Consider the following 19,533-nt stretch of genomic DNA (forward strand, 5'->3'; position numbering starts at 1 on the left):
GCCCGTCAAACATGACATTTGCTGTCTTGTTATTGTTAAAGAAGACGGCCTTTGTCAAGAAAGAAACGATTCTTTTGAGCGACAGTCGAGATCAACACCTGTCGCTGCGGGCGTAAAACACCGCTCATCAATGGAAATTGCGGCCTCTCGGCATGACTTTCGCCGTTTCCGCGGTATCCCTGCGGCCTTCCGCTGCTGGACCATTATGCTTCGAGAACAGGTCCGGCAAGGCGCGCGGTTGCTTCTGCCTGTGATCCATGGTGGCCCGCAGCACCTCGTCCGCCCTTTCGCAGGCACCGAAGCTTCGTGCCTCCCGTTTCAGGATGCCGAGTGCTGACGTCATATCCTCGATGTGATCGACCACCACGTGAATGACGCCGCTGGCACTCTGCAGGCGGCCGCGGATCCTCACCAGCCGCGCGCCCATGACGATGGCGCGATACTTTTCGAATTTATTCCGCCAGACGATCGCATTGGCGACGCCGGTTTCATCCTCCAGGGTCATGAAGATCACGCCCTTTGCCGAGCCCGGCCGCTGGCGCACCAGCACCAGCCCGGCGATCGTCACCATCCGGCCATTCGCGACCTTAAGCAAATCCCGGTTCTGCACGATGCCCTGGCGCGCGAAATCCGCACGCAGGAAAGAAACCGGATGCGCTTTCAGCGACAGGGAAAGATAGCGATAATCCTCGATGACCTGCTCCCCAGGCAACATTTCGGGCAGCGCGACCACCGGCTCGACCTGCAGATCCGTGTGATCGCCGAGATCGAAGAGAGGCAGCTTTTCGGCGGCACTGCCGGCATCGAGCGCCCGCACCGCCCAGAGCGCTTCGCGCCGGCTCAGGCCGATGGAGCCAAATGCATCCGCATCCGCCAGACGCTCGACCTGAGACTTGGCGAGACCGGAACGCAGCCAGAGATCACGCACGGACTTGTAACCCTCGCCGCGACGCTGAACGAGTTGATCGATCTCCTTTTCCGATAGACCCTTGACCTGACGGAACCCTAGCCGAACGGCAGATTCCGTCTTGATGACCTCGCGCATCGAGGCGTGACGTGGCTCAACGGCTCGCTTGTCAAAGCGGCCTCTCTCCAGCAGGCAGTCCCAATTGGAATAATTGACATCCACAGGGCGCACTTCGACCCCATGCTCGCGCGCATCGCGCACCAACTGCGCCGGCGCATAGAAACCCATCGGCTGGGCATTGAGGATCGCCGCACAGAAGACATCGGGATAATAGGTCTTGAACCAGGACGAAGCATAGACGAGCAGCGCAAAGGACGCTGCATGACTTTCGGGAAATCCATATTCACCGAAACCTTCGATCTGGCTGAAGCAGCGCTCGGCAAAGTCCCGAGGGTAATCGTTTGCGACCATGCCCGAAACCAGATCCTGCTTGAATTCGTCTACCCTTCCCGTTCGCTTGAACGTCGCCATGGACCGGCGCAGCCGATCGGCCTTGGCGGCAGAAAATCCGGCCGCCGTAATGGCGATCTGCATCGCCTGCTCCTGAAAAAGCGGAACCCCTAGAGTTCTTTTCAGAACCGCTTCCAGTTCCGGACGATGATAATTGATCGGCCGGTTATGAAGCTCGTCATCCCGTCGCTTGAGATAGGGATGCACCATGTTGCCTTGGATCGGGCCTGGCCGGACGATCGCCACTTCAATGACCAGATCGTAGAATTTGCGGGGACGCAGACGCGGCAGCATGCTCATCTGCGCCCGACTTTCGATCTGGAAAACCCCGATCGTGTCGGCGCGGCAGATCATGTCATAGACCGGTTTGCCATCGGGATATTCCTTGCTGCCAAGATCGGCGAGTTCCTTCTTCACGTCGTAGTGCAGGAGCAGCAGGTCAAAAGCCTTGGCGAGACAAGTCAGCATGCCGAGCGCCAGGACGTCGATCTTCAATATATTGAGATTGTCGAGATCGTCCTTGTTCCACTCGATCATGTAACGATCGTCCATGGCCGTATGCATGATCGGAACCACTTCGTCCAATCGATCCCGGGTGATGACGAAGCCGCCGACATGCTGGGTGAGATGCCGCGGAAAGCCCATCAATGTCGAGGCATAGGAGAGGACATTCCGTGTTGTCTTATCCTTGAGATCGAGGCCGGCAATCTTCGCCTCGCGCTCGGATAGATCCTCCGTCGACCAGCCCCAGACGCCGCTCGCAAGAGCCGATTGCACATCCTCCGACAGACCGAAGGCCTTCGCCACTTCGCGACCGGCCGAGCGAGCACGATAGCTGGTAACGGCCGCCGTCAACCCGGCATGTCTGAAGCCGTAATGCTCATAAATGAATTGGATGACCTCTTCGCGCTTCTCATGCTCGAAATCGACGTCGATGTCAGGTGGTTCCTCCCGCTCCGTCGAGATGAAACGCTCGAAAAGCAAGCTTGTTAGTTCGGGATTGACCTCGGTAATCCTGAGACAATAGCAGACCGTCGAATTGGCAGCCGATCCCCGCCCCTGGCACAGGATATTCTGGCTGCGGGCAAACTCCATGATCCGGTGCACCGTCAGGAAATAGGGCTCATATTGCCGCTCACGGATGAGCTTGAGCTCATGGTCGATCTGCATCGAGACCTTTTCGGGAATCTTTTCGGGAAAACGCGAGTTAGCCCCTTCCCACGTCAATCGCTTCAGCGTTTCCTCAACAGTTTCACCGGGAACACTTTCGTCGGGATAATTATGCTTCAGCTCATCCAATGAAAAAGACAGCCGGCTAAAAAACTTCTGCGTATTGGCGATCGCCTTCGGATAATCCCGGAACAGGCGCATCATTTCGGCAGCGTCCTTCATATAGCGCTCGGCATTGGCGGCCAGCTTGAAACCCGCCTCGGCGATCGGCACATGCTCGCGGATCGAAATGACGATGTCGGCAAGCGGCTTGCGTTCGGTCGCGTGATAGACCGGCTGGTTGCTGGCGATCAGCCGCACACCATTGCGCTGCGCCAGAATGGAGAGTGTGGCAAAGACCATCCGGTCCCGCCCGTCATAGGCCGGCGACAGGACCATGTGGAATTTTCGACCAAAGCGCATCCAGAGCCGCTTCAGGCACGCCTCAAGCTTTGCTTGCCCTTCAGTCGTCTCGACGCTGTCGGCATCGGGAATGAGCGCCAGCATCATCTCGTCGCCCCATTCCACGAGGTCGGCTTCATTGAGGATGCAGATGCCTTTCTCACCGCGCAGATTGCCTTCGCTCAACAACCGGCAAAGATGTGCCCAGCCCGTGCGGTTTTCCGGATAGGCAAGAATGTCGGGCGTGCCATCCGAAAACACCAGGCGAGCACCAGGTTTAAAAGGAACCGGCTTTAAAAGCGGCTCTTCCGGCTCGCCTTTCGCGCGAAGCTCCAGGTTCTTCCTGGCGCCTTCCTCGTATTTTTCCTTGAGAAACTTGGTATGCGCATGCGCCTTGACCACGCCGGCGACCGAATTGCGGTCGGCAATTCCAAAGCCCGACAGCTTCAGGAAGGCGGCTTGCGCCACAATCTCTTCCGGATGGGAAGCCCCTTCGAGAAAGGAGAAGTTCGTTCTCACCCCGATCTCGAAGAAGGGCATGGGTTCATGAAAGCTCGGGCGCGCGTTCATGCGAAGACCCCGTGCATATACCAGTCCGGCGACGTTGCGGTCTGGCCATAAAGCCCCTTGCGGAACAGCCAGAAGCGATGACCGCCTTCATCCTCGACCTGGAAATAATCGCGGGTCGGTTCCGGCTTCTCTTCCGTCCACCATTCCGCCGAAAGTCGCTCAGGGCCTTCGGCCCGCCGAACGCGATGCATGATCCTGCGCCAACGGAATTGCCGGGGAGGGCCGTCGGGCACCTCGGCCGCTGCCGCCTCGATCAATTCCGGAACGCGAAAGAGCCGCAACGGCCGCTCGCCACGGAAGAATCCGCGCCCGGCATCCTGATTGGCCGTCCGCTGTTTCGACGCGAGAATGGTCATCGCCGGCATCGGCCGCACGGCGCGCTCGGGGATATGGCTTTGCTGCAGCTCGAACCCTTGCAGACACTCCGGCCCCAGCCGCGCGGCTACACGGTCGACAAAGGCGGCAAGCGAACCATCCTGACGTCCTTCCCCGACGAAATCGCCTTGCGCTGCATCGAAAGGCGCATGCTGAAGGACGTTGAGACGGACGATCTCGAAGCCGTAGCCGACGTCCAGATCGTCATGAATAGCGCCGAAGCGCTCCGTGAACAGGCTCGAAATCCGGCTCGGCTCCCGCAGCGGCTGCGATGCGCCGGCCATGATGCGGAAGACTTCACCATCCACCCTGAACAGCAGGAGTTCGAAAGAACGGCCGCCGACACCGCGGGCTTCCAGCCCCGACTTCAGGGTTTCGGCAAGCTGGCGGGCAAGCTGGAGAATCTCCTCTTCCGCCTGCACCGGCTCGGCCAGACGGCGCTCGGCCGACAATTGTGCGACAGGCCGGCGTGGCGAGATCGGCTCGTCGATAAGACCGACGGACTGATCAAGCCGCAGAAGCAGCTGCGTACCGAAACGGCGGGCGAGCGGTGCACGCGGTGCAGCCAGAACGTCGCTTACCTGCTTCAGCCCCATTTTCTGCAGGGCAACAACAGTCTCCTCGCCGAGCCGCAGGCATGCGACCGGCAACGGCGCCAAAGCCTCTTCCATCGCTTCCGGAGGAACGACACGGCTATCGTCAAAGCGTGCAACCGCCCACGACAGGCCCGGCGCGGAAGAAATCGCGCCACGCACATCGAAGCCCAGCCGGGAAATCCGGATCAGGATGTCCTCAAGCAGGGCTTCCTCGCCACCGAAGAGATGAGCACAGCCGGTAATGTCGAGAAACAACCCATCCTTGCCGTCGATCGCCACCAACGGCGTATAGCGATCACACCAGTCGGCGATCGCTTCCAGAAGCTTGCGGTCGGCAGCGAGGTCTTCCTCGACAACATCGAGATCGGGGCAGATCGCCTTTGCCTCGGCCACGCCTTGGCCCTGCTTCAGGCCGATCATCTCCGCGCGCTCGTTCAGGGCAGTCAGCCGCATGGCATTGTTGAGTTTTCCTGAACAGGCAAGCGGCGGCGCTTCAAGCCTGCCTGTTGAACGCCAGGACAGACCCCATCGCTTGCGTGCGATCCGGTCGGTCGGCAGATGCGGAAAGGTCAGCGCCAGAATGCGCTGCGTGTTCGCCGGGAAAGGCAGGGCGTTGAGTGTCGAGGACAGGGGCAAAGCGGCGGTCATGGGCATTCCACTCCAGGGTTATGGAAAGGGGCGCCGGGTTTCGGCTCTTTTCCAAGGTCAGACGAAAGGCCGGGTGACCGATGCTGCCGCCAAGCACCGATCCATCCGGCAGGGGACGCGCCAGCGATGGCGCGGGTTCGACGGAAAAGCGGAAGAGGGCGCTGCTCGCTTCCTCCTCGCCTCCCTGTCGTAATAGAAACAAGGGCCGCCCCACCGCCTTTGCCCTCAAAGCCAGCCGCCGGCTTTCCGTCAGGCCGAAACGGGCGGGGTTGCCGCGAACTTCCAGAATGACGACCGCAAATGCGGCGCTGCCAAGCGCTGCCTCCGCCACCCAGAGCGCATCCTCCAGCTTGCGCGGCGAAGCCTGCAGAAAATCCGCAGGCTCCAGCCCGAAATCCCGGATGCCGATGGCATAGGGAAGACCTGCCTCCATCGTGGCGACCGTATCGCCGATCCACAGGACCGGAGAGGCCGCCGCAGTCGTCTCCGAAGCGTGCGCACGCAGCCGCGCAGCAAGCGCCAGCGTGAACCCGCTCGCCGATCCGGCATCACGCAACCCAAGCGAACGGATTTCCGTCAGCGCATCGAGCGGCAGGCCGCCTTGCAGCGCGTCATCGAGATCGTCGACACCGATGGCAAGAAGTTGCTGCTCGGGCATGGGCCGGGATGACGGACGCTTCGCAGTATCCGTCGATCCCATGATCGGCTTGTCGGCCGGCATGTCATGCGCAGCCGCCGCCAGTGCCGGTATCGGCCTGCCTTCCAGTCGGGCAATGGTTTCACGCAGGGCAAAAAGCGTTTCCCGCGCCACGGCGGTCTCAGCCATGACGTTAGCTCCAGATCAGTAATGTTCCTGTTATGTTCTTATGGATTCCAGAGCTGGGAAAAAGAGTCAACACCAATTTATGAGAAAATATTCCTGTGCAAAGAGGCGAGCTGTTTCAGGCTGCAACAAGCTAAAATGTGAATCCATTTTAAAATCAAAGAGGTAGAGCATGATATCGGCCCAAAACTGCTCAAACACTTTTCAGCATCACCCTCCAATCAACTCTCGTAAAAGCAGAGCAAAGGCTCTATATGACCCCCATGGAAGGAAGCATTCATGGCTCGCGTTGACCAGAGCGAAGATTGGCGCGATCGCCACTCGCCCTCAATCAGCACATTCGAATCCCTGGCGACGGAGGCTTACAGCCACCTGCCGGAAGAATTCCGCGCGCTGACCGGTAACCTCATCATTGTCATCGAGGACTTCCCGGATGACGAAGTGTTCGAGGATATGGCGCTGGAAACCCCTTTCGACCTGCTCGGCCTTTTCGAGGGGCGCGGCATTTCGGAGCGCTTTACCGCCCAGACAGGGGACATGCCGAACAAGATCCGGCTCTATCGTCGGCCGATCATCGATTATTGGGCCGAGAACGAAGAAACCCTCGGCGACATCATCACCCATGTCCTGATCCACGAGATCGGCCACCATTTCGGCCTGAGCGACGAGGATATGGAGCGCATCGAGGAAAGCGCCGAGGAAGCGACGGATCGGTGATATCGACCCCGACCGCAAGAAGGCCGGGGTGACGAACTTCAGTCGCTTACTGCTCGGAAAGCTTCATGTCCGGATCGTAATCCTTGCCGGCCACTTCCTTGATGACGGCCTGTCCGCACTCCATACGACCGCTCGTAGCATTGAAGCCATAGGTCGGCGATCCGTATAGCTCCCAGCCCTTGTTCAACGCGGCACTCACCTTGTGGCAGAAGGAAGCGTCATCGGGACCGGTGAGGAAGCGGTAGAGTTTCATCAAGACATCTTTCTTGTGTGGCCAGTCTATCGGACGGTCAGGCCTCTGTGCGAGGCGACGCTGCCGCACCCGATGAGCGCTGCTCGATCTGACGAGCTTTATGGACGAGTCTTTCCGCCTGAACAAGGTGCAGGCGCTCGACCATGCGGCCATCGATGTTCACGACATTGAGAGTGGCGGAGCCCGGCTCTGTGAAGGCAGCGATGATGGCCTCGGCCTCGGCAATAGCTGCTGCATCCGGACCGAAATGCCGATTGGCCGGCTCGATCTGGTTCGGATGGATCAGCATCTTGCCGGCGAAACCCATGGCACGACCTTGCTCGCACTCTGCCTCGAAAGAATCGGCATCCCTGAAATCGTTGAAGACGCTGTCGATAGCCTCAAGCCCATAGGCGCTGACGGCCAACACCACCTGCATCAGCCAGGGCACGAGATAGGCGCGACCCGACTGCGGCAAAACACCCGTTTCCTTCCTGAGATCATTGAGACCGACGACGAAGCAATCCAGCCGGCTGCCGGCCGTACGTCCCGCTTCGGCAATCGCGGCCGCATTGAGAACGCCCCGCGGCGTCTCGATCATCGCCCAGATACGCAGGCTTTCCGGCGCATCGGCCTCGGCCAGCCAATCACCAACCGCCATGACATCCTGCGGCTCGTCAACTTTCGGCAGCAACACCGCATCCGGCTCAAGCTCGGCGACCAGCGCCATGTCCTCCGCACCGAAATTGGAGGAAAGCGCATTGATGCGAATGATCCGCTCCTTGCCCGGCAGCGGCGAGGCCGAAAAGAACGCCCGCAGATTTTCCCGCGCTTCCGCCTTCATGTCAGGCGAAACGGAATCCTCGAGATCGAAGATGACAGCATCGCAATCGAGACTCGAAAGCTTGTCGAGCGCGCGGCGGTTGATGGCGGGAACACTCAGCACCGAGCGGCGCAGTCGAGCGGGGCGGGAAGGGGAGTTTTGACTCGCGGATTGGCTCATTGTGCCGTTTTGCCGCGCTTTTGATGGCCAGGCAAGTCAACAAAAAGCCACGCTCCTCTTGCAGAGGGGAATGAAGAGGGCCACATTGCTTGACGTAGAGAGGTCTCGACCATGCAAAATATTCGTTCCCTGTTCATTGCGCTTGCCGGTATCACCGTGTTCGCAGCCATGGCGTTGTTTACCGTTTCGGTCACGCTTGCTGTTGGCGGCATTCTTACCGTGCTCATGGCCGCCCGCGCTATTTCGCTTCGCATGAAGCCGGCGCCGGTGCATGCCAAGGCAAAGACGAACGGCCAGCGCGAAATGCGCATCTGGAACGACGGTCGCGGCACCATCATCGACCTTTGAGTTTGCAGGCAGGGTAGGGCGGTCCGGCATTGCCTGCCGCCTAACTCGTTTGTCCTATCCACGCTCGCCTCAGGGCGAGGCGACCAAATTGCCGCCTTTTAGAGCACTTCCAAGATTCTCCTTCATTTCGGGCCGAATTTGCTCTATTGGCAGGATAATTCGTGCTTAGACGAGAATGAAGGCAGGACCCCATGGACAAGTTCGTGAAGTTGACCGGCGTCGCAGCGCCCCTCCCGGTCGTCAATGTCGATACCGACATGATCATCCCGAAGGATTATCTGAAGACCATCAAGCGCACCGGCCTCGGCAAGGGGCTCTTCGCTGAAGCTCGCTACAACGAAGACGGCTCCCTGAACGAAGATTTCGTTCTGAACAAGCCAGCCTATCAGAACGCCAAGATCCTTGTCGCGGGCGACAACTTCGGCTGCGGCTCCTCGCGTGAACATGCTCCATGGGCACTTCTCGATTTCGGTATCCGTTGCGTCATCTCGACAAGCTTCGCCGACATCTTCTACAACAACTGCTTCAAGAACGGCATTCTGCCGATCAAGGTCAGCCAGGAAGACCTCGACAAGCTGATGGACGACGCCTCGCGCGGCTCCAACGCCATTCTGACGGTCGATCTGGAAAACCTCGAAATCACCGGCCCGGACGGCGGCTCGCTGAAGTTCGAACTCGACGAATTCAAGCGTCATTGCCTGCTGAACGGCCTCGACGACATCGGCCTGACGCTGGAAAAATCCTCCGCGATCGACAATTTCGAAAAGACCAACAGCGCATCGCGCCCCTGGGCCGCCTGATCGGTTTTTCATCGCTATTCTGCATGTCGAAGCCGGGCCTTACAGCCCGGCTTTTTTATTTTAGGCTTTTGAAAAGACGCATCTTTTCCACCCCCTGTAATATGTTCGACAAGAAGCAGGTCCATATAGGCCAACCGAGACCCTTTGGGCTTCTCCCCACCCTCATTTCTCCCCACGCAATGGAGCTTCTCCATGACCTCCCTTCCCATTGTCGGCGCAGCCATGACGCTCGACGACGTCGAAACCCATCGCGACTGGCTGCTCGAAAAGCCGCGCGATCTGGAACTCCAGAGCTTCGTCGAAGCCGAAGTCCTCAACGGCGACTGGGCTCCGCTTGCCGAGCGTGCCCGCAAGCTGCTCGACGGCCATCAGGGACGCCTTGGCATTCACGGCCCGTTCTGGGGCTTCGTCATCGCTTCGCAGGATCCCGATATCCGCGCCGTCGTTTCCAAGCGCCTGCTGCAGGCACTCGACGTCTGCGCCAATATCGGCGCCACGCAGATGGTCATCCATAGCCCCTATACGTCGTGGTCCTACAACAACCTCGACAACAACAAGGGCGAGCGCGAGAAGATCATCGGATACACGCATCTGACGCTGAAGGATGCCGTCAAGCGCGCTGAAGATATCGGGCTTACCATGGTCATCGAGAACATCGAGGACAAGGATCCCCATATCCGCGTCGGCCTCGCCGACAGCTTCAATTCGTCCGCCGTCGCCGTTTCGATCGACACCGGCCATGCCCATTACGCCCATGGCTACACAGGCGCTCCGCCTGTTGACTACTACGTCCATGCCGCCGGCAACCGCCTGCAGCATATCCACCTGCAGGATGCGGACGGCTATGCCGACCGTCACTGGAGCCTCGGCGAAGGCAACATCCACTGGCGCGCCGTCTTTGCTGCGCTTGGCAAGCTCAACAGCAATCCGCGTTTGATCATCGAGATCAAGGACAAGTCGAAGATCCCGGCATCTGCTGCCTACCTCGCTTCGCTCGGTCTGGCCGAGTAAGCCAAATGGACTATACCGGTCTCCGAGCAGGTATCGGAGGCCGGCCACCTATCTTTGCATCACGGCAGCGCTCATCAGTCCGCTCCGATCACCGAGGCAATCGAACGTGGCAGCGGATAAAGCTGCTCCTGCGGCAAGTTTGCCTCGAGATAGGCGCGATCTCCCGCATCAAGTGCTTTTTTGAGGCGTGAAGCTTCATCCGTGATATCGGTAATCGCCTTGATCCACTCCTCAGCATACATTTGAACTGCATCGCCGCTGAGGCCAATCTGAAGTGATCTGTACGACAAAGGCCGAAAGAAGATATCGCGCTCTGGATCCCACTGAATCCGGACCATGCTAGTTTGGAGCCTTTCCTTCCAGGCTGCTTCGCTGGAGTAAAGCTCAGGATCGAAATGGCTCAGGCATGCCATCGACAATGCACGCTCGAAACCGGCACGATCGATATCGATCGCCAGCACCCGCTTTTGGTTATCGTCCTTGAGACCCCAGCCGCAGCGATACATCATCCAGAGAAAAGAAGGTTTGATCCAGGTCATTCGCGAGAAACTGAACGGCGTTGCAAAAGTGCCGTGCCGAAGCGCTACATCGGCGATCTGATCGCCATAAGCCTGATAAACTCGAATTGTAGTGTCAGTAAAAATTGCTCGTATTTGTTTATGCATAGCCACTCATAAGTAAAAAGCCGAAACCGGACAAGGCACCTTGGCACATGCCGAGGAAGGCAAGAGGCCTCAACACGTCCCAAAACCGTACCGTTTCGGCCGCTTCCTCGCTTGAAAAGCCGCATTTGCAGGTCTAAAAACCCCGCAACTTTTTCTTTCGCGGAGGCTTTCCCATGACAGTTCGCAATCTTTTCCTCCTGCCGGGCGACGGCATCGGCCCCGAGGCCATGGGTGAGGTTCGCAAGATCATCGCCTATATGAACGAGGCAAAGAATGCCGGCTTCGTCACGGATGAAGGCCTTGTCGGCGGCAGCGCCTATGATGCGCATGGCGCGGCGATCTCCGATGCCGATATGGCAAAGGCAATGGCGGCCGATGCGGTTCTCTTCGGCGCCGTTGGCGGTCCGAAGTGGGATGCGGTTCCTTATGAAGTACGCCCGGAAGCAGGCCTGCTGCGCCTGCGCAAGGATCTGCAGCTGTTTGCAAACCTGCGCCCGGCTATCTGCTACCCGGCGCTCGCATCGGCTTCGTCGCTGAAGCCGGAGCTGGTCGACGGCCTCGATATCCTCATCATCCGCGAACTGACGGGCGGCGTCTATTTTGGCGAGCCGAAAGAAATCATCGACCTCGGCAACGGCCAGAAGCGCGGCATCGACACCCAGGTCTACGACACCTACGAAATCGAGCGCATCGCCGGCGTCGCCTTCGAACTGGCGCGCACCCGCAACAACCGTGTCTGCTCGATGGAAAAGCGCAACGTCATGAAGTCTGGCGTGCTCTGGAACCAGGTCGTCACCGCGACGCACAAGGAAAAATATGCCGACGTGCAGCTCGAGCACATGCTTGCTGACGCCGGCGGCATGCAGCTCGTTCGCCAGCCGAAGCAGTTCGACGTCATCGTCACCGACAACCTGTTCGGCGACATGCTGTCCGACGTCGCCGCCATGCTCACCGGCTCGCTCGGCATGCTGCCGTCGGCTTCGCTCGGCGCACCGGACGCCAAGACCGGCAAGCGCAAGGCGCTCTACGAGCCCGTGCATGGCTCGGCACCCGACATCGCCGGCAAGGGCATTGCCAACCCGATCGCGATGATCGCCTCCTTCGCCATGTGCCTGCGCTACTCCTTCAGCCTGATTGCTGAAGCTGACGCGCTGGAAAAGGCGATCGCCAATGTGCTCGACAGCGGCATCCGCACCGGCGACATCATGTCGGCAGGCAGCCGTCAGGTCGGCACCACCGAAATGGGCGATGCCATCCTCGCGGAATTCAAGGCTCTCTCGGCATAATCTGCAGTGGCGTAAGCCACGGACAGAGATCGCCTGAAATATTTCACGTGAAACACCCGATCCCGCTCTGCCACACAGGGCGGGATCTTTTCGTCGGAATTTGCCCATGCCTTCCGTTGCACGAAGACGTGAACCGGGAGCAACGGCCAGGACTCGGCGCTTTAAAAATCCTGTTACAGGAACCTGCTAGTCGTCGACTTGATTGGAAATCGACAATGGACGGTACTTATGCAGGCGATCTTGACGTCTCTCGATAGACGTTGGCGGCGAAGCGACGCGGGTCTTGCGCCATGCCATTGGAAGATCTGCCTGTTTCTGACGGCCAATGTCGTGCTTCTCTCGGCCTTCCTGTTTGATTGGCCTGTCGGCGCAACCCTCAAAAGCCTGTCGCCCTCCATCCATTTCTTCGGCGAGATGCTCACCAATTTCGGCGAGTCCGGCTGGATCCTCATCATCAGCGCCTTCCTGTTCTTCGAAGGCTGGGCCGGTGCCAGATTGCTGCATTCCCCGCGCTGTCGCTGCCAGGCATTGCGTATCTGCCAGATCGGCGGCTATCTGCTGACAACAATTGCTCTCTCCGGAATTCTCGCCAATCTTCTGAAGCGCGCCATCGGCCGCGCCCGCCCGACGCATTTTGCCGATTGGGGTCCTTTCGGTTTCTCGCCCTTCAATGGCCGCGCCAGCTTCGAAAGCTTCCCATCGGGCCATGCGACCACCATCGGTGCTCTGTTCGTGGCGCTTGCCTTCCTCTTCCCGCGCTACCGCTATATCTTCGCCGCCTGTGCGCTGTGGCTGGCAATCACCCGCGTCATGGTTGGCGCGCACTATCCAAGCGACGTCATTGCCGGGCTGGCGCTGGGCGGCTGGTTCTCCTTCATGACGGCGATCGTCTATTCCCGCTATGGGCTGCTCTTCCGGATAAACGATGCCGGCCTGCCGACACCGCGCCGCACCCTGTTCAAGATCAGCAAGCAGGATCAGGCCGCCGCCTGATCCAATCCGTATTCGACGGTATTTCTCCCTCCCATGGCAGCCTCAAGCATGATCGCAGCGCAAAGGTTGCCAAGCCCCGCTCACATTCATATATCTGGCTGACGGGTTGTCGAAGAAGATCAATCCGATTTCATGATGTTTGCGATGAAAAAGCGATGGATGCAGGACCGGTACGTTTAAGCGAAAGGCAGATGGGATTGATATCCCGCGCACTTGCCGAGCCGCGACGTGTACAGATCCTGAAAGAGATCGGCACGCGAACCGAGCCCATGGCTTGCAGCGCCCTCAACGAATGCCATGCCGTCAGCGCAGCAACGATGTCACATCACATCAAGGAACTCGAACATGCCGGTCTCATCGAGATCCAGCGTGAAGGCAAGTTCGCAAATCTCGTGCTCAAGCGCGATACCCTGAACGCATATCTGGCGGAACTCTCCAAAATCTGACGCTCTTCACGGCCTCACCATTTTCTCACACTGCTCTTGTATCATTTAGATGATTATCTAAATATCAAAGTGACGATGCGGAACCACGATTGGGTCGCATGCGCCAAATTGATTCGATGATTATAAAACTGTCTAACAATTTTCTGAAGGAAAATGGCATGAGCAAGCTGGCAGGCAAGGTTGCGATCGTAACCGGTGCATCAAAGGGAATCGGCGCTGGGATCGCCAAGGCGATGGGCGAAGCAGGGGCCGCCGTCATCGTCAATTACGCCTCGAGCCGCGAGGGTGCGGACAAGGTCGTGGCTGAAATCACGTCCAAGGGCGGCAAGGCGCTCGCCGTCCATGGCGACGTCTCCAAATCCGAAGACGTCAAGCGGCTCTTCGCGGAAACAAAGCAGGCTTTCGGCCGCGTCGATATCCTCGTCAACAACGCCGGCGTCTACCAGTTCGCGCCGATCGAGGAGTTCACCGAGGAAGAATTCCATCGTGAATTCAATATCAACGTGCTGGGCACGCTTTTGACCTCTCGTGAAGCCGTCAAGCATTTTGGTCCGGAAGGCGGCAATATCATCAATATCGGCTCCAACGCCGTCAGCATGAACCTGCCGACTGCGTCCGTTTACACCGCAACCAAGGCGGCCGTGGATTCCATCACCAAAATCCTCGCCAAGGAACTCGGTCCTCGCAATATCCGCGTCAACAACCTGGCGCCGGGCGGCGTCGAAACGGAAGGCGTCGTCGCCGCCGGCGTTATCGGCAGTGATTTTGAAAAACACCTCGTCTCCCAGACGCCGCTCGGCCGTCTTGGCCAGCCGACGGACATCGCCCCGGTCGCCGTCTTCCTCGCCTCACAGGATGCTGCCTGGCTGACCGGCGAAACCATCTATACCGGCGGCGGCCTGAAATAATTACTCCGCCGCCATGCCGCCCCCATAGGTGGCGGTGCCGGGCGCGTGACTTGGATGCGCGCCCGGCAAGCTGCTTTCGGCAGGTGATTGCCAAACCAATCCTTTTTCCTATGTTAACAAGGTGTTTGGGTTTTCAGCTCAAAACCGTAGTCGATCGTGCCGCGCAGCGACATTTCGTCCGCGATATTTTCAAAATAGATCCTGTTTTCAATGCGATCGAACGCAGCAGCGATGTCATCGAACTCCCCTAAGATCCGCCGGCGATCGCTGTCGTGAACAACAAATGGAGGACGTCTTATGAATACCGCCAACACCAAATCGAAATTGGGCACCCGCACCAATCTCAGCGAAGACGCAACCCGCGATATTTCCGCGGCCTTGAGTGCCCTTCTGGCAGATGTATTTGCCCTTTATCTGAAGACCAAGAATTTCCATTGGCACATGAGCGGCCCGCATTTCCGTGACTATCACCTGCTTCTCGACGAGCATGGCGATCAGATTTTCGCGATGACGGATCCAATGGCCGAGCGCGCCCGCAAGATCGGTGGCACCACGCTGCGGTCTATCGGCCAGATCGCCAAGCTTCAGCGCATTCCGGACAACGACGCCGAATATGTCGATCCGCAGGATATGCTGGCCGAACTGGCGGACGACAATCTCAAGCTCTCGGCTGAAATGCGCACGGTGCACGATGTCTGCGACGAATACGGCGATGTCGCTACCGCAAGCCTTCTCGAGAACTGGATTGACGAGACCGAGCGCCGCACCTGGTTCCTCTTCGAAATCACGCGCAAGACCAATCGCTGACTACCCGGTCACCCGCCTTCGGAGGCGTTGATCGCAAGCGGCATTCCATAACCTCGATTTCCTCGCTGCCCCTCGGCAATAGCGAGGAAATCCTTGACTCCTGTGGAAAACCTCTTAGAACCGGCGACGGAAAAGGAAGACTTCCATGGCTCGCTTCGAACAGATCGAATGCTTCAGTCACCTGGCGGAATGCGCCGGGGGGAATGTCTATTTTCCGGTTTCTTCCAAAACCAAGGCCAAAACGACGACGAAAACCGTCTGACGTCTCTGGCCTGCCGCTCTCTCCCCGGCTCGGCTGGGGACAGGAACCGGTCGTTACGGCCGCGGTTCCCCCCTCGCCAAAGAGGAGAGAAGAGAAAGAGAGCTTGAGAAATGGGTTTCAAAGTTGCAGTAGCGGGCGCGACCGGAAATGTCGGACGCGAAATGCTCAACATCCTGTCCGAACGCGGCTTCCCGGCTGATGAGGTCGTGGCGCTTGCATCCGCTCGCTCGCAGGGAACCGAAGTTTCCTTCGGTGACCGGACGCTGAAGGTTGCCAACCTGGAGAATTACGATTTCTCCAGCACCGATATCTGCCTGATGTCGGCTGGCGGCGAAGTCTCCAAGAAGTTCTCGCCGAAGATCGGCGCCCAGGGTTGCGTCGTCATCGACAACTCCTCCGCATGGCGCTACGACGCCGACGTGCCGCTGATCGTGCCGGAAGTGAACCCGGATGCCGTCACGCAGTTCACCAAGCGCAACATCATTGCCAACCCGAATTGCTCGACCGCGCAGCTCGTCGTGGCTCTGAAGCCGCTGCATGACTTCGCCAAGATCAAGCGTGTCGTCGTCTCGACCTACCAGTCCGTTTCCGGCGCCGGCAAGGATGGCATGGACGAGCTGTTCAATCAGACCCGCGCCGTTTTCGTCGCCGATCCGATCGAGAACAAGAAGTTCACCAAGCGCATCGCCTTCAACGTCATTCCGCACATCGATAGCTTCATGGAAGACGGCTACACCAAGGAAGAATGGAAGGTGCTGGCCGAAACCAAGAAGATGCTCGATCCGAAGATCAAGGTCACCTGCACGGCCGTGCGCGTCCCCGTCTTCATCGGCCATTCGGAATCGGTCAACATCGAGTTCGAAAACGAGATCACGGCGGATCAGGCCCGCGACATCCTGCGCGAAGCGCCCGGTTGCCTCGTCATCGACAAGCACGAAAACGGTGGTTACATCACGCCGTACGAATCTGCTGGCGAAGATGCGACCTACATTTCGCGCATTCGCGAAGATGCGACGGTCGAAAACGGTCTCAACATCTGGGTGGTCTCCGACAACCTGCGCAAGGGTGCCGCGCTCAACGCCATCCAGATCGCCGAGCTGCTGGTCAACCGCGGCCTGATCAAGCCGCGCAAGCAGGCTGCATAAGGCTTTGTAAACCAATTTACGGTTTATAAACCCTCTCTGGCTATTCAAGTATTCAAGATTGAATAAAAGCCCCGCCATTCGCATGAAATGGCGGGGCTTTTGTGAATGATTTTGGCAGCGATGTTTCACATGAAACGAAAAATATCGCTCGCTAAAGTGTGATAATGACATGACGGCCGGATGCTGGCATTGTCGATCAAGGCTAAACGTGCGCAATCCCTTGGACAGGAAGGGTTTGAGCGCCATTGAAAACGGTTACCGCGTTCGCATCGCGGTAAGAATTGGGGACACTGAATGCGCTTCACAAAGTCTGGAATGGCGGCTCTCGTGGCAGGCGGCTTGCTGCTGGGAATGCCGATTGCGGCAAATGCCGCCTCTTGCGGCAATACGTCCGCCGGCTTCGAGAACTGGGTGCAGGAATTCAAGCGCGAAGCTCAGGGACAGGGCGTTAGCCCCTCCGTCCTCGACCGGGCCTTCGCCAATGTTCATTACAACCAGCCCACCATCCGCGCCGATCGCGGCCAGAAGAGCTTCAAGCTTTCCTTCGAGGAATTCATGAAGAAGCGCGGCGGCCAGACGATCATCAATCGCGGCAAGAGCATGAAGCAGGCCAATGCCGCCCTGTTTGCCAAGATCGAGAAGCGTTTCGGCGTTCCCCCAGGCCCGATCATCGCGATCTGGGGCATGGAAACCGGATTCGGCAGCTACATGGGCGATCAGCATACGCTCTCGGCCGTCGCTACTCTTTCCTATGACTGCCGCCGCTCCGCCTTCTTCACCGAGCAGCTCTACTCCGCCCTCAAGCTCGTCGGCGAAGGCTATCTCAGCCCGTCCGCTCGCGGCGCTGCCCATGGCGAGATCGGTCAGACGCAGTTCATGCCGAAGAACGTCGTTGCTTTCGGTGTCGACGAAGACGGCGACGGCCGTGTTGACCTGGTTGGCTCACGCGCCGACGCGCTCGCCTCGACGGCAAACTTCCTGCGCGGCCACGGCTGGCAGCCCGGTGCCGGCTATCAGCCCGGCGAGCCGAATTTCGCCGCCATCGCCGGCTGGAACGACGCGCGGGTTTATCAGCAGGCGATTGCCTATATCGGCCAGCAGATCGACGGCAGATAAGACACCCTCAACAACAAAAAAGGCGCTGCAACCAAACGGTTCGCAGCGCCTTTTTTGTTTCAGCCATTGCGGATTATGAGATATCCGGACGCTTGAAATCGCGGGTCTGAGGATCCATCACCCACAATTCACCCGTCGAAATATCGAACCACGCGCCATGAAGGCTCAACTTGCCTTCCTCCTCGCGCGCCTTGATTTCCGGGAAGCTGCGCAGATTGTCCAGCGAATTGCGGATCGAAATGCGCTCGAGGGCCGTCTGACGCTCGGTCTGCGTCATGATGTCATTGCTCTGAATCTGTTCGGCGGCAGGCTTCAGCAATGCCATCCAGCGGCCGATGAAATCGCCCGGCGACAGCGGCTCGGCATTGGGATCAAGCGCCGCGCGAATACCGCCGCAGCGGCCGTGGCCCATCACGACGATGTCGGAGACTTTCAACGACAAAACAGCAAATTCGAGTGCTGCCGACGTCGCATGGAAATTGCTGTCCGGCTCGTAAGGCGGCACCATGTTCGCGACGTTGCGGATGACAAAGAGCTCTCCCGGTCCGGCATCGAAGATGATCTCCGGCGCGGAACGGGAGTCACTACAGGCAATCACAAGCGTCGATGGGCTCTGGCCGAGCTCGGCGAGAGTGCGATAGCGTTCGCGCTCATCGGCATAACGCCCGCTCATGAAGTTGCGATAACCGTTCAGAAGGGTGTCTGGAAAGCTTTGCATGGATATTGGATTACAGCGCGCTGTGAGCGATGGCAACTGCTGCGCTGCAAAAAGCGTTAACCGCCGCAAAGCGCTAGTTTTTACGGCGTTGCGCCGGGTGAACGAGGTGCCGCATCTGCACCATGGCCATCGGCGTCGACAGGCTCGTTGCATCCGTCGCCAGCGTCAGCTCGTCACTGCCGCGTTTGACGGCGCGCGCCAGCACCTCATAGACACTGGCCGTCGTCAGCTGCAGTGCCCGCTCCTCGTCCATGCCGGATAGCAGGCGCGATAGGAATACGGCCGACAGCAGATCGCCGAGACCGTTCGGCGCGCCTTCGATGCTGCGGTGCTCGGCAAGCAAAGCGCTTCGACCGCTGAGATAGAGGTTTCCGATGCCGCCGGCCATCATCGGCACGGCCGACGTCACCAGCATGCGAGATGGGCCAAGCGCAAGCGCCGCCTCGATGATGGCATTGTTGTCGTCAAGCGGTGCCCCGGCCAGCCATGCAAGCTCATAGCGGTTCGGCGTTGCGAGCGATGCCAGCGGAATGAGATGATCTCGGATCGCCTCGGCGGTCACCTGCGGCACATAGAGACCGCCGGCGTCGCCGATGACCGGATCGCACGCGTATAAAAGATCGGGGTTCTTTTCCCGCAAGGCCGTGACGAGCCGCGCCACGGACAGGGCCTGCGCCGCATTGCCGAAATAGCCCGAGAGAACTGCCTTGACCTCCGGCAGCCACGGAGCAGCGATGAGATCGTCGATCGCGTGGTCGAAATCCGCTTCATTGAAGTTTAATCGCGTCGACCGGCCGTGGCCGGGATGCCAGGGCAAAACGACGGTCGGAAGCGCCCAAACCGGGTGCCCGAGCGTTTCCAGCGCAAAAACGGCGGCGCGGTTGCCGACGGACCCTCTGACGACATGACTGGAAATGACGATAACGGCGCCGGCAGACACTTGCGACATGATTGTGCTTTCAGTTCAGGACTTCAAAGTGCAATGGCGCACGTTGATGATCCCTTTCGCGCCACTCTGTCAACCGCCCTTCACAGA

The 19,533-nt window shown here is 58.9% G+C and carries 19 protein-coding genes and 1 pseudogene; 12 read left to right on the plus strand and 8 right to left on the minus strand.

All coding sequences use genetic code 11. From position 1 onward, the window contains the following. Window positions 1-127 precede the first annotated feature (127 nt). From HGP17_RS30365 to HGP17_RS33850, 3 genes are read right to left on the minus strand one after another with little or no spacing between them, the layout of a single operon-like run. Window positions 128-3,598, minus strand: a complete 3,471-nt coding sequence (locus HGP17_RS30365) for an error-prone DNA polymerase (RefSeq protein ID WP_168815146.1) — start codon at window positions 3,596-3,598, stop codon at window positions 128-130. After that, window positions 3,595-5,022, minus strand: a complete 1,428-nt coding sequence (locus HGP17_RS30370; protein WP_246704298.1) for a DNA polymerase Y family protein — start codon at window positions 5,020-5,022, stop codon at window positions 3,595-3,597. Before HGP17_RS30370 ends, HGP17_RS30365 begins: the two co-directional genes overlap by 4 nt. Before the next feature lie 40 nt (window positions 5,023-5,062). Next, entirely contained in the window at window positions 5,063-6,043 is a 981-nt protein-coding gene (locus tag HGP17_RS33850; protein ID WP_246704296.1) for a hypothetical protein, read from the minus strand. A gap of 276 nt (window positions 6,044-6,319) precedes the next feature. Between HGP17_RS33850 and HGP17_RS30375 the strand changes: the two genes are divergently transcribed. Then, window positions 6,320-6,757, plus strand: coding sequence for a metallopeptidase family protein (locus tag HGP17_RS30375; protein WP_168815148.1), 438 nt, complete (start codon window positions 6,320-6,322; stop codon window positions 6,755-6,757). Between the two features lie 46 nt (window positions 6,758-6,803). Here the strand turns inward: HGP17_RS30375 and HGP17_RS30380 are convergent, their stop codons facing one another. Next, a complete protein-coding gene (locus HGP17_RS30380) occupies window positions 6,804-7,010 on the minus strand; it encodes a DUF1737 domain-containing protein (protein ID WP_168815149.1) in 207 nt (68 codons plus the stop codon). 37 nt (window positions 7,011-7,047) lie between these two features. Next, complete coding sequence (locus HGP17_RS30385) at window positions 7,048-7,992, minus strand: CoA ester lyase (RefSeq protein WP_168815150.1); 945 nt, start codon at window positions 7,990-7,992, stop codon at window positions 7,048-7,050. 111 nt (window positions 7,993-8,103) lie between these two features. On the opposite strand from HGP17_RS30385, the gene HGP17_RS30390 reads away from it, so the two are divergent. The 3 genes from HGP17_RS30390 (at window position 8,104) to HGP17_RS30400 (ending at window position 10,151) form a co-directional block, all read left to right on the plus strand. Further along, a complete protein-coding gene (locus HGP17_RS30390) occupies window positions 8,104-8,340 on the plus strand; it encodes a hypothetical protein (protein WP_112339850.1) in 237 nt (78 codons plus the stop codon). 191 nt (window positions 8,341-8,531) lie between these two features. Then, the gene (gene leuD, locus HGP17_RS30395) at window positions 8,532-9,140 is read left to right on the plus strand and encodes a 3-isopropylmalate dehydratase small subunit (protein WP_168815151.1); all 609 of its coding nucleotides are present in this window, start codon (window positions 8,532-8,534) and stop codon (window positions 9,138-9,140) included. Window positions 9,141-9,332: 192 nt separating this feature from the next. Beyond that, window positions 9,333-10,151 carry a sugar phosphate isomerase/epimerase family protein gene (locus HGP17_RS30400; RefSeq protein WP_168815152.1) on the plus strand — a complete coding sequence of 273 codons (819 nt, stop codon included), beginning with the start codon at window positions 9,333-9,335 and terminating at the stop codon, window positions 10,149-10,151. 74 nt (window positions 10,152-10,225) lie between these two features. Here HGP17_RS30400 and HGP17_RS30405 read toward each other — a convergent pair whose 3' ends face one another. Further along, a complete protein-coding gene (locus HGP17_RS30405; protein ID WP_168815154.1) occupies window positions 10,226-10,816 on the minus strand; it encodes a DUF4291 domain-containing protein in 591 nt (196 codons plus the stop codon). Window positions 10,817-10,989: 173 nt separating this feature from the next. Between HGP17_RS30405 and leuB the strand changes: the two genes are divergently transcribed. The 8 genes and pseudogenes from leuB to HGP17_RS30440 all read left to right on the plus strand — a co-directional run bounded on the left by leuB (window position 10,990) and on the right by HGP17_RS30440 (window position 17,779). Beyond that, window positions 10,990-12,102: a 3-isopropylmalate dehydrogenase gene (gene leuB, locus HGP17_RS30410; protein ID WP_168815156.1), complete on the plus strand. Its 1,113-nt coding sequence runs from the start codon at window positions 10,990-10,992 to the stop codon at window positions 12,100-12,102. Window positions 12,103-12,330: 228 nt separating this feature from the next. After that, window positions 12,331-13,095 carry a lipid A 1-phosphatase LpxE gene (lpxE, locus tag HGP17_RS30415; RefSeq protein ID WP_168815157.1) on the plus strand — a complete coding sequence of 255 codons (765 nt, stop codon included), beginning with the start codon at window positions 12,331-12,333 and terminating at the stop codon, window positions 13,093-13,095. A gap of 191 nt (window positions 13,096-13,286) precedes the next feature. Further along, window positions 13,287-13,541, plus strand: a complete 255-nt coding sequence (locus tag HGP17_RS30420; RefSeq protein ID WP_205926199.1) for a helix-turn-helix domain-containing protein — start codon at window positions 13,287-13,289, stop codon at window positions 13,539-13,541. A 158-nt stretch (window positions 13,542-13,699) separates the two neighbouring features. Beyond that, a complete protein-coding gene (locus HGP17_RS30425; protein ID WP_168815159.1) occupies window positions 13,700-14,449 on the plus strand; it encodes a glucose 1-dehydrogenase in 750 nt (249 codons plus the stop codon). Between the two features lie 297 nt (window positions 14,450-14,746). Continuing rightward, window positions 14,747-15,256: a DNA starvation/stationary phase protection protein gene (locus HGP17_RS30430; protein WP_168815160.1), complete on the plus strand. Its 510-nt coding sequence runs from the start codon at window positions 14,747-14,749 to the stop codon at window positions 15,254-15,256. A 56-nt stretch (window positions 15,257-15,312) separates the two neighbouring features. Beyond that, window positions 15,313-15,518 (plus strand): annotated as a pseudogene (locus HGP17_RS33855) (hypothetical protein). A gap of 110 nt (window positions 15,519-15,628) precedes the next feature. Beyond that, the gene (locus HGP17_RS30435; protein ID WP_168815168.1) at window positions 15,629-16,663 is read left to right on the plus strand and encodes an aspartate-semialdehyde dehydrogenase; all 1,035 of its coding nucleotides are present in this window, start codon (window positions 15,629-15,631) and stop codon (window positions 16,661-16,663) included. A gap of 294 nt (window positions 16,664-16,957) precedes the next feature. After that, a complete protein-coding gene (locus HGP17_RS30440) occupies window positions 16,958-17,779 on the plus strand; it encodes a lytic murein transglycosylase (RefSeq protein ID WP_168815170.1) in 822 nt (273 codons plus the stop codon). A 73-nt stretch (window positions 17,780-17,852) separates the two neighbouring features. On the opposite strand, the gene HGP17_RS30445 is transcribed toward HGP17_RS30440, so the two are convergent. Both HGP17_RS30445 and pdxY read right to left on the minus strand, forming a co-directional pair. Next, window positions 17,853-18,497 (minus strand): carbonic anhydrase, encoded by a 645-nt coding sequence (locus HGP17_RS30445; protein WP_168815172.1) that lies wholly within the window; start codon window positions 18,495-18,497, stop codon window positions 17,853-17,855. Window positions 18,498-18,570: 73 nt separating this feature from the next. Next, on the minus strand, window positions 18,571-19,446 hold the full coding sequence (pdxY, locus tag HGP17_RS30450; RefSeq protein ID WP_168815173.1) for a pyridoxal kinase PdxY: 876 nt from the start codon (window positions 19,444-19,446) through the stop codon (window positions 18,571-18,573). Window positions 19,447-19,533: the final 87 nt, after the last annotated feature.

The organism is Rhizobium sp. P38BS-XIX (genome assembly GCF_012641435.1).
Taxonomy (GTDB): domain Bacteria; phylum Pseudomonadota; class Alphaproteobacteria; order Rhizobiales; family Rhizobiaceae; genus Rhizobium.

Coding starts and splice junctions, on each gene's coding strand:
- HGP17_RS30365 (WP_168815146.1), bottom strand. CDS start 3,598: ATGAACGCGCGCCCGAGCTTTCATGAACCCATGCCCTTCTTCGAGATC.
- HGP17_RS30370 (WP_246704298.1), bottom strand. CDS start 5,022: ATGCGGCTGACTGCCCTGAACGAGCGCGCGGAGATGATCGGCCTGAAG.
- HGP17_RS33850 (WP_246704296.1), bottom strand. CDS start 6,043: ATGGCTGAGACCGCCGTGGCGCGGGAAACGCTTTTTGCCCTGCGTGAA.
- HGP17_RS30375 (WP_168815148.1), top strand. CDS start 6,320: ATGGCTCGCGTTGACCAGAGCGAAGATTGGCGCGATCGCCACTCGCCC.
- HGP17_RS30380 (WP_168815149.1), bottom strand. CDS start 7,010: ATGAAACTCTACCGCTTCCTCACCGGTCCCGATGACGCTTCCTTCTGC.
- HGP17_RS30385 (WP_168815150.1), bottom strand. CDS start 7,992: ATGAGCCAATCCGCGAGTCAAAACTCCCCTTCCCGCCCCGCTCGACTG.
- HGP17_RS30390 (WP_112339850.1), top strand. CDS start 8,104: ATGCAAAATATTCGTTCCCTGTTCATTGCGCTTGCCGGTATCACCGTG.
- leuD (WP_168815151.1), top strand. CDS start 8,532: ATGGACAAGTTCGTGAAGTTGACCGGCGTCGCAGCGCCCCTCCCGGTC.
- HGP17_RS30400 (WP_168815152.1), top strand. CDS start 9,333: ATGACCTCCCTTCCCATTGTCGGCGCAGCCATGACGCTCGACGACGTC.
- HGP17_RS30405 (WP_168815154.1), bottom strand. CDS start 10,816: ATGCATAAACAAATACGAGCAATTTTTACTGACACTACAATTCGAGTT.
- leuB (WP_168815156.1), top strand. CDS start 10,990: ATGACAGTTCGCAATCTTTTCCTCCTGCCGGGCGACGGCATCGGCCCC.
- lpxE (WP_168815157.1), top strand. CDS start 12,331: ATGCAGGCGATCTTGACGTCTCTCGATAGACGTTGGCGGCGAAGCGAC.
- HGP17_RS30420 (WP_205926199.1), top strand. CDS start 13,287: ATGGGATTGATATCCCGCGCACTTGCCGAGCCGCGACGTGTACAGATC.
- HGP17_RS30425 (WP_168815159.1), top strand. CDS start 13,700: ATGAGCAAGCTGGCAGGCAAGGTTGCGATCGTAACCGGTGCATCAAAG.
- HGP17_RS30430 (WP_168815160.1), top strand. CDS start 14,747: ATGAATACCGCCAACACCAAATCGAAATTGGGCACCCGCACCAATCTC.
- HGP17_RS30435 (WP_168815168.1), top strand. CDS start 15,629: ATGGGTTTCAAAGTTGCAGTAGCGGGCGCGACCGGAAATGTCGGACGC.
- HGP17_RS30440 (WP_168815170.1), top strand. CDS start 16,958: ATGCGCTTCACAAAGTCTGGAATGGCGGCTCTCGTGGCAGGCGGCTTG.
- HGP17_RS30445 (WP_168815172.1), bottom strand. CDS start 18,497: ATGCAAAGCTTTCCAGACACCCTTCTGAACGGTTATCGCAACTTCATG.
- pdxY (WP_168815173.1), bottom strand. CDS start 19,446: ATGTCGCAAGTGTCTGCCGGCGCCGTTATCGTCATTTCCAGTCATGTC.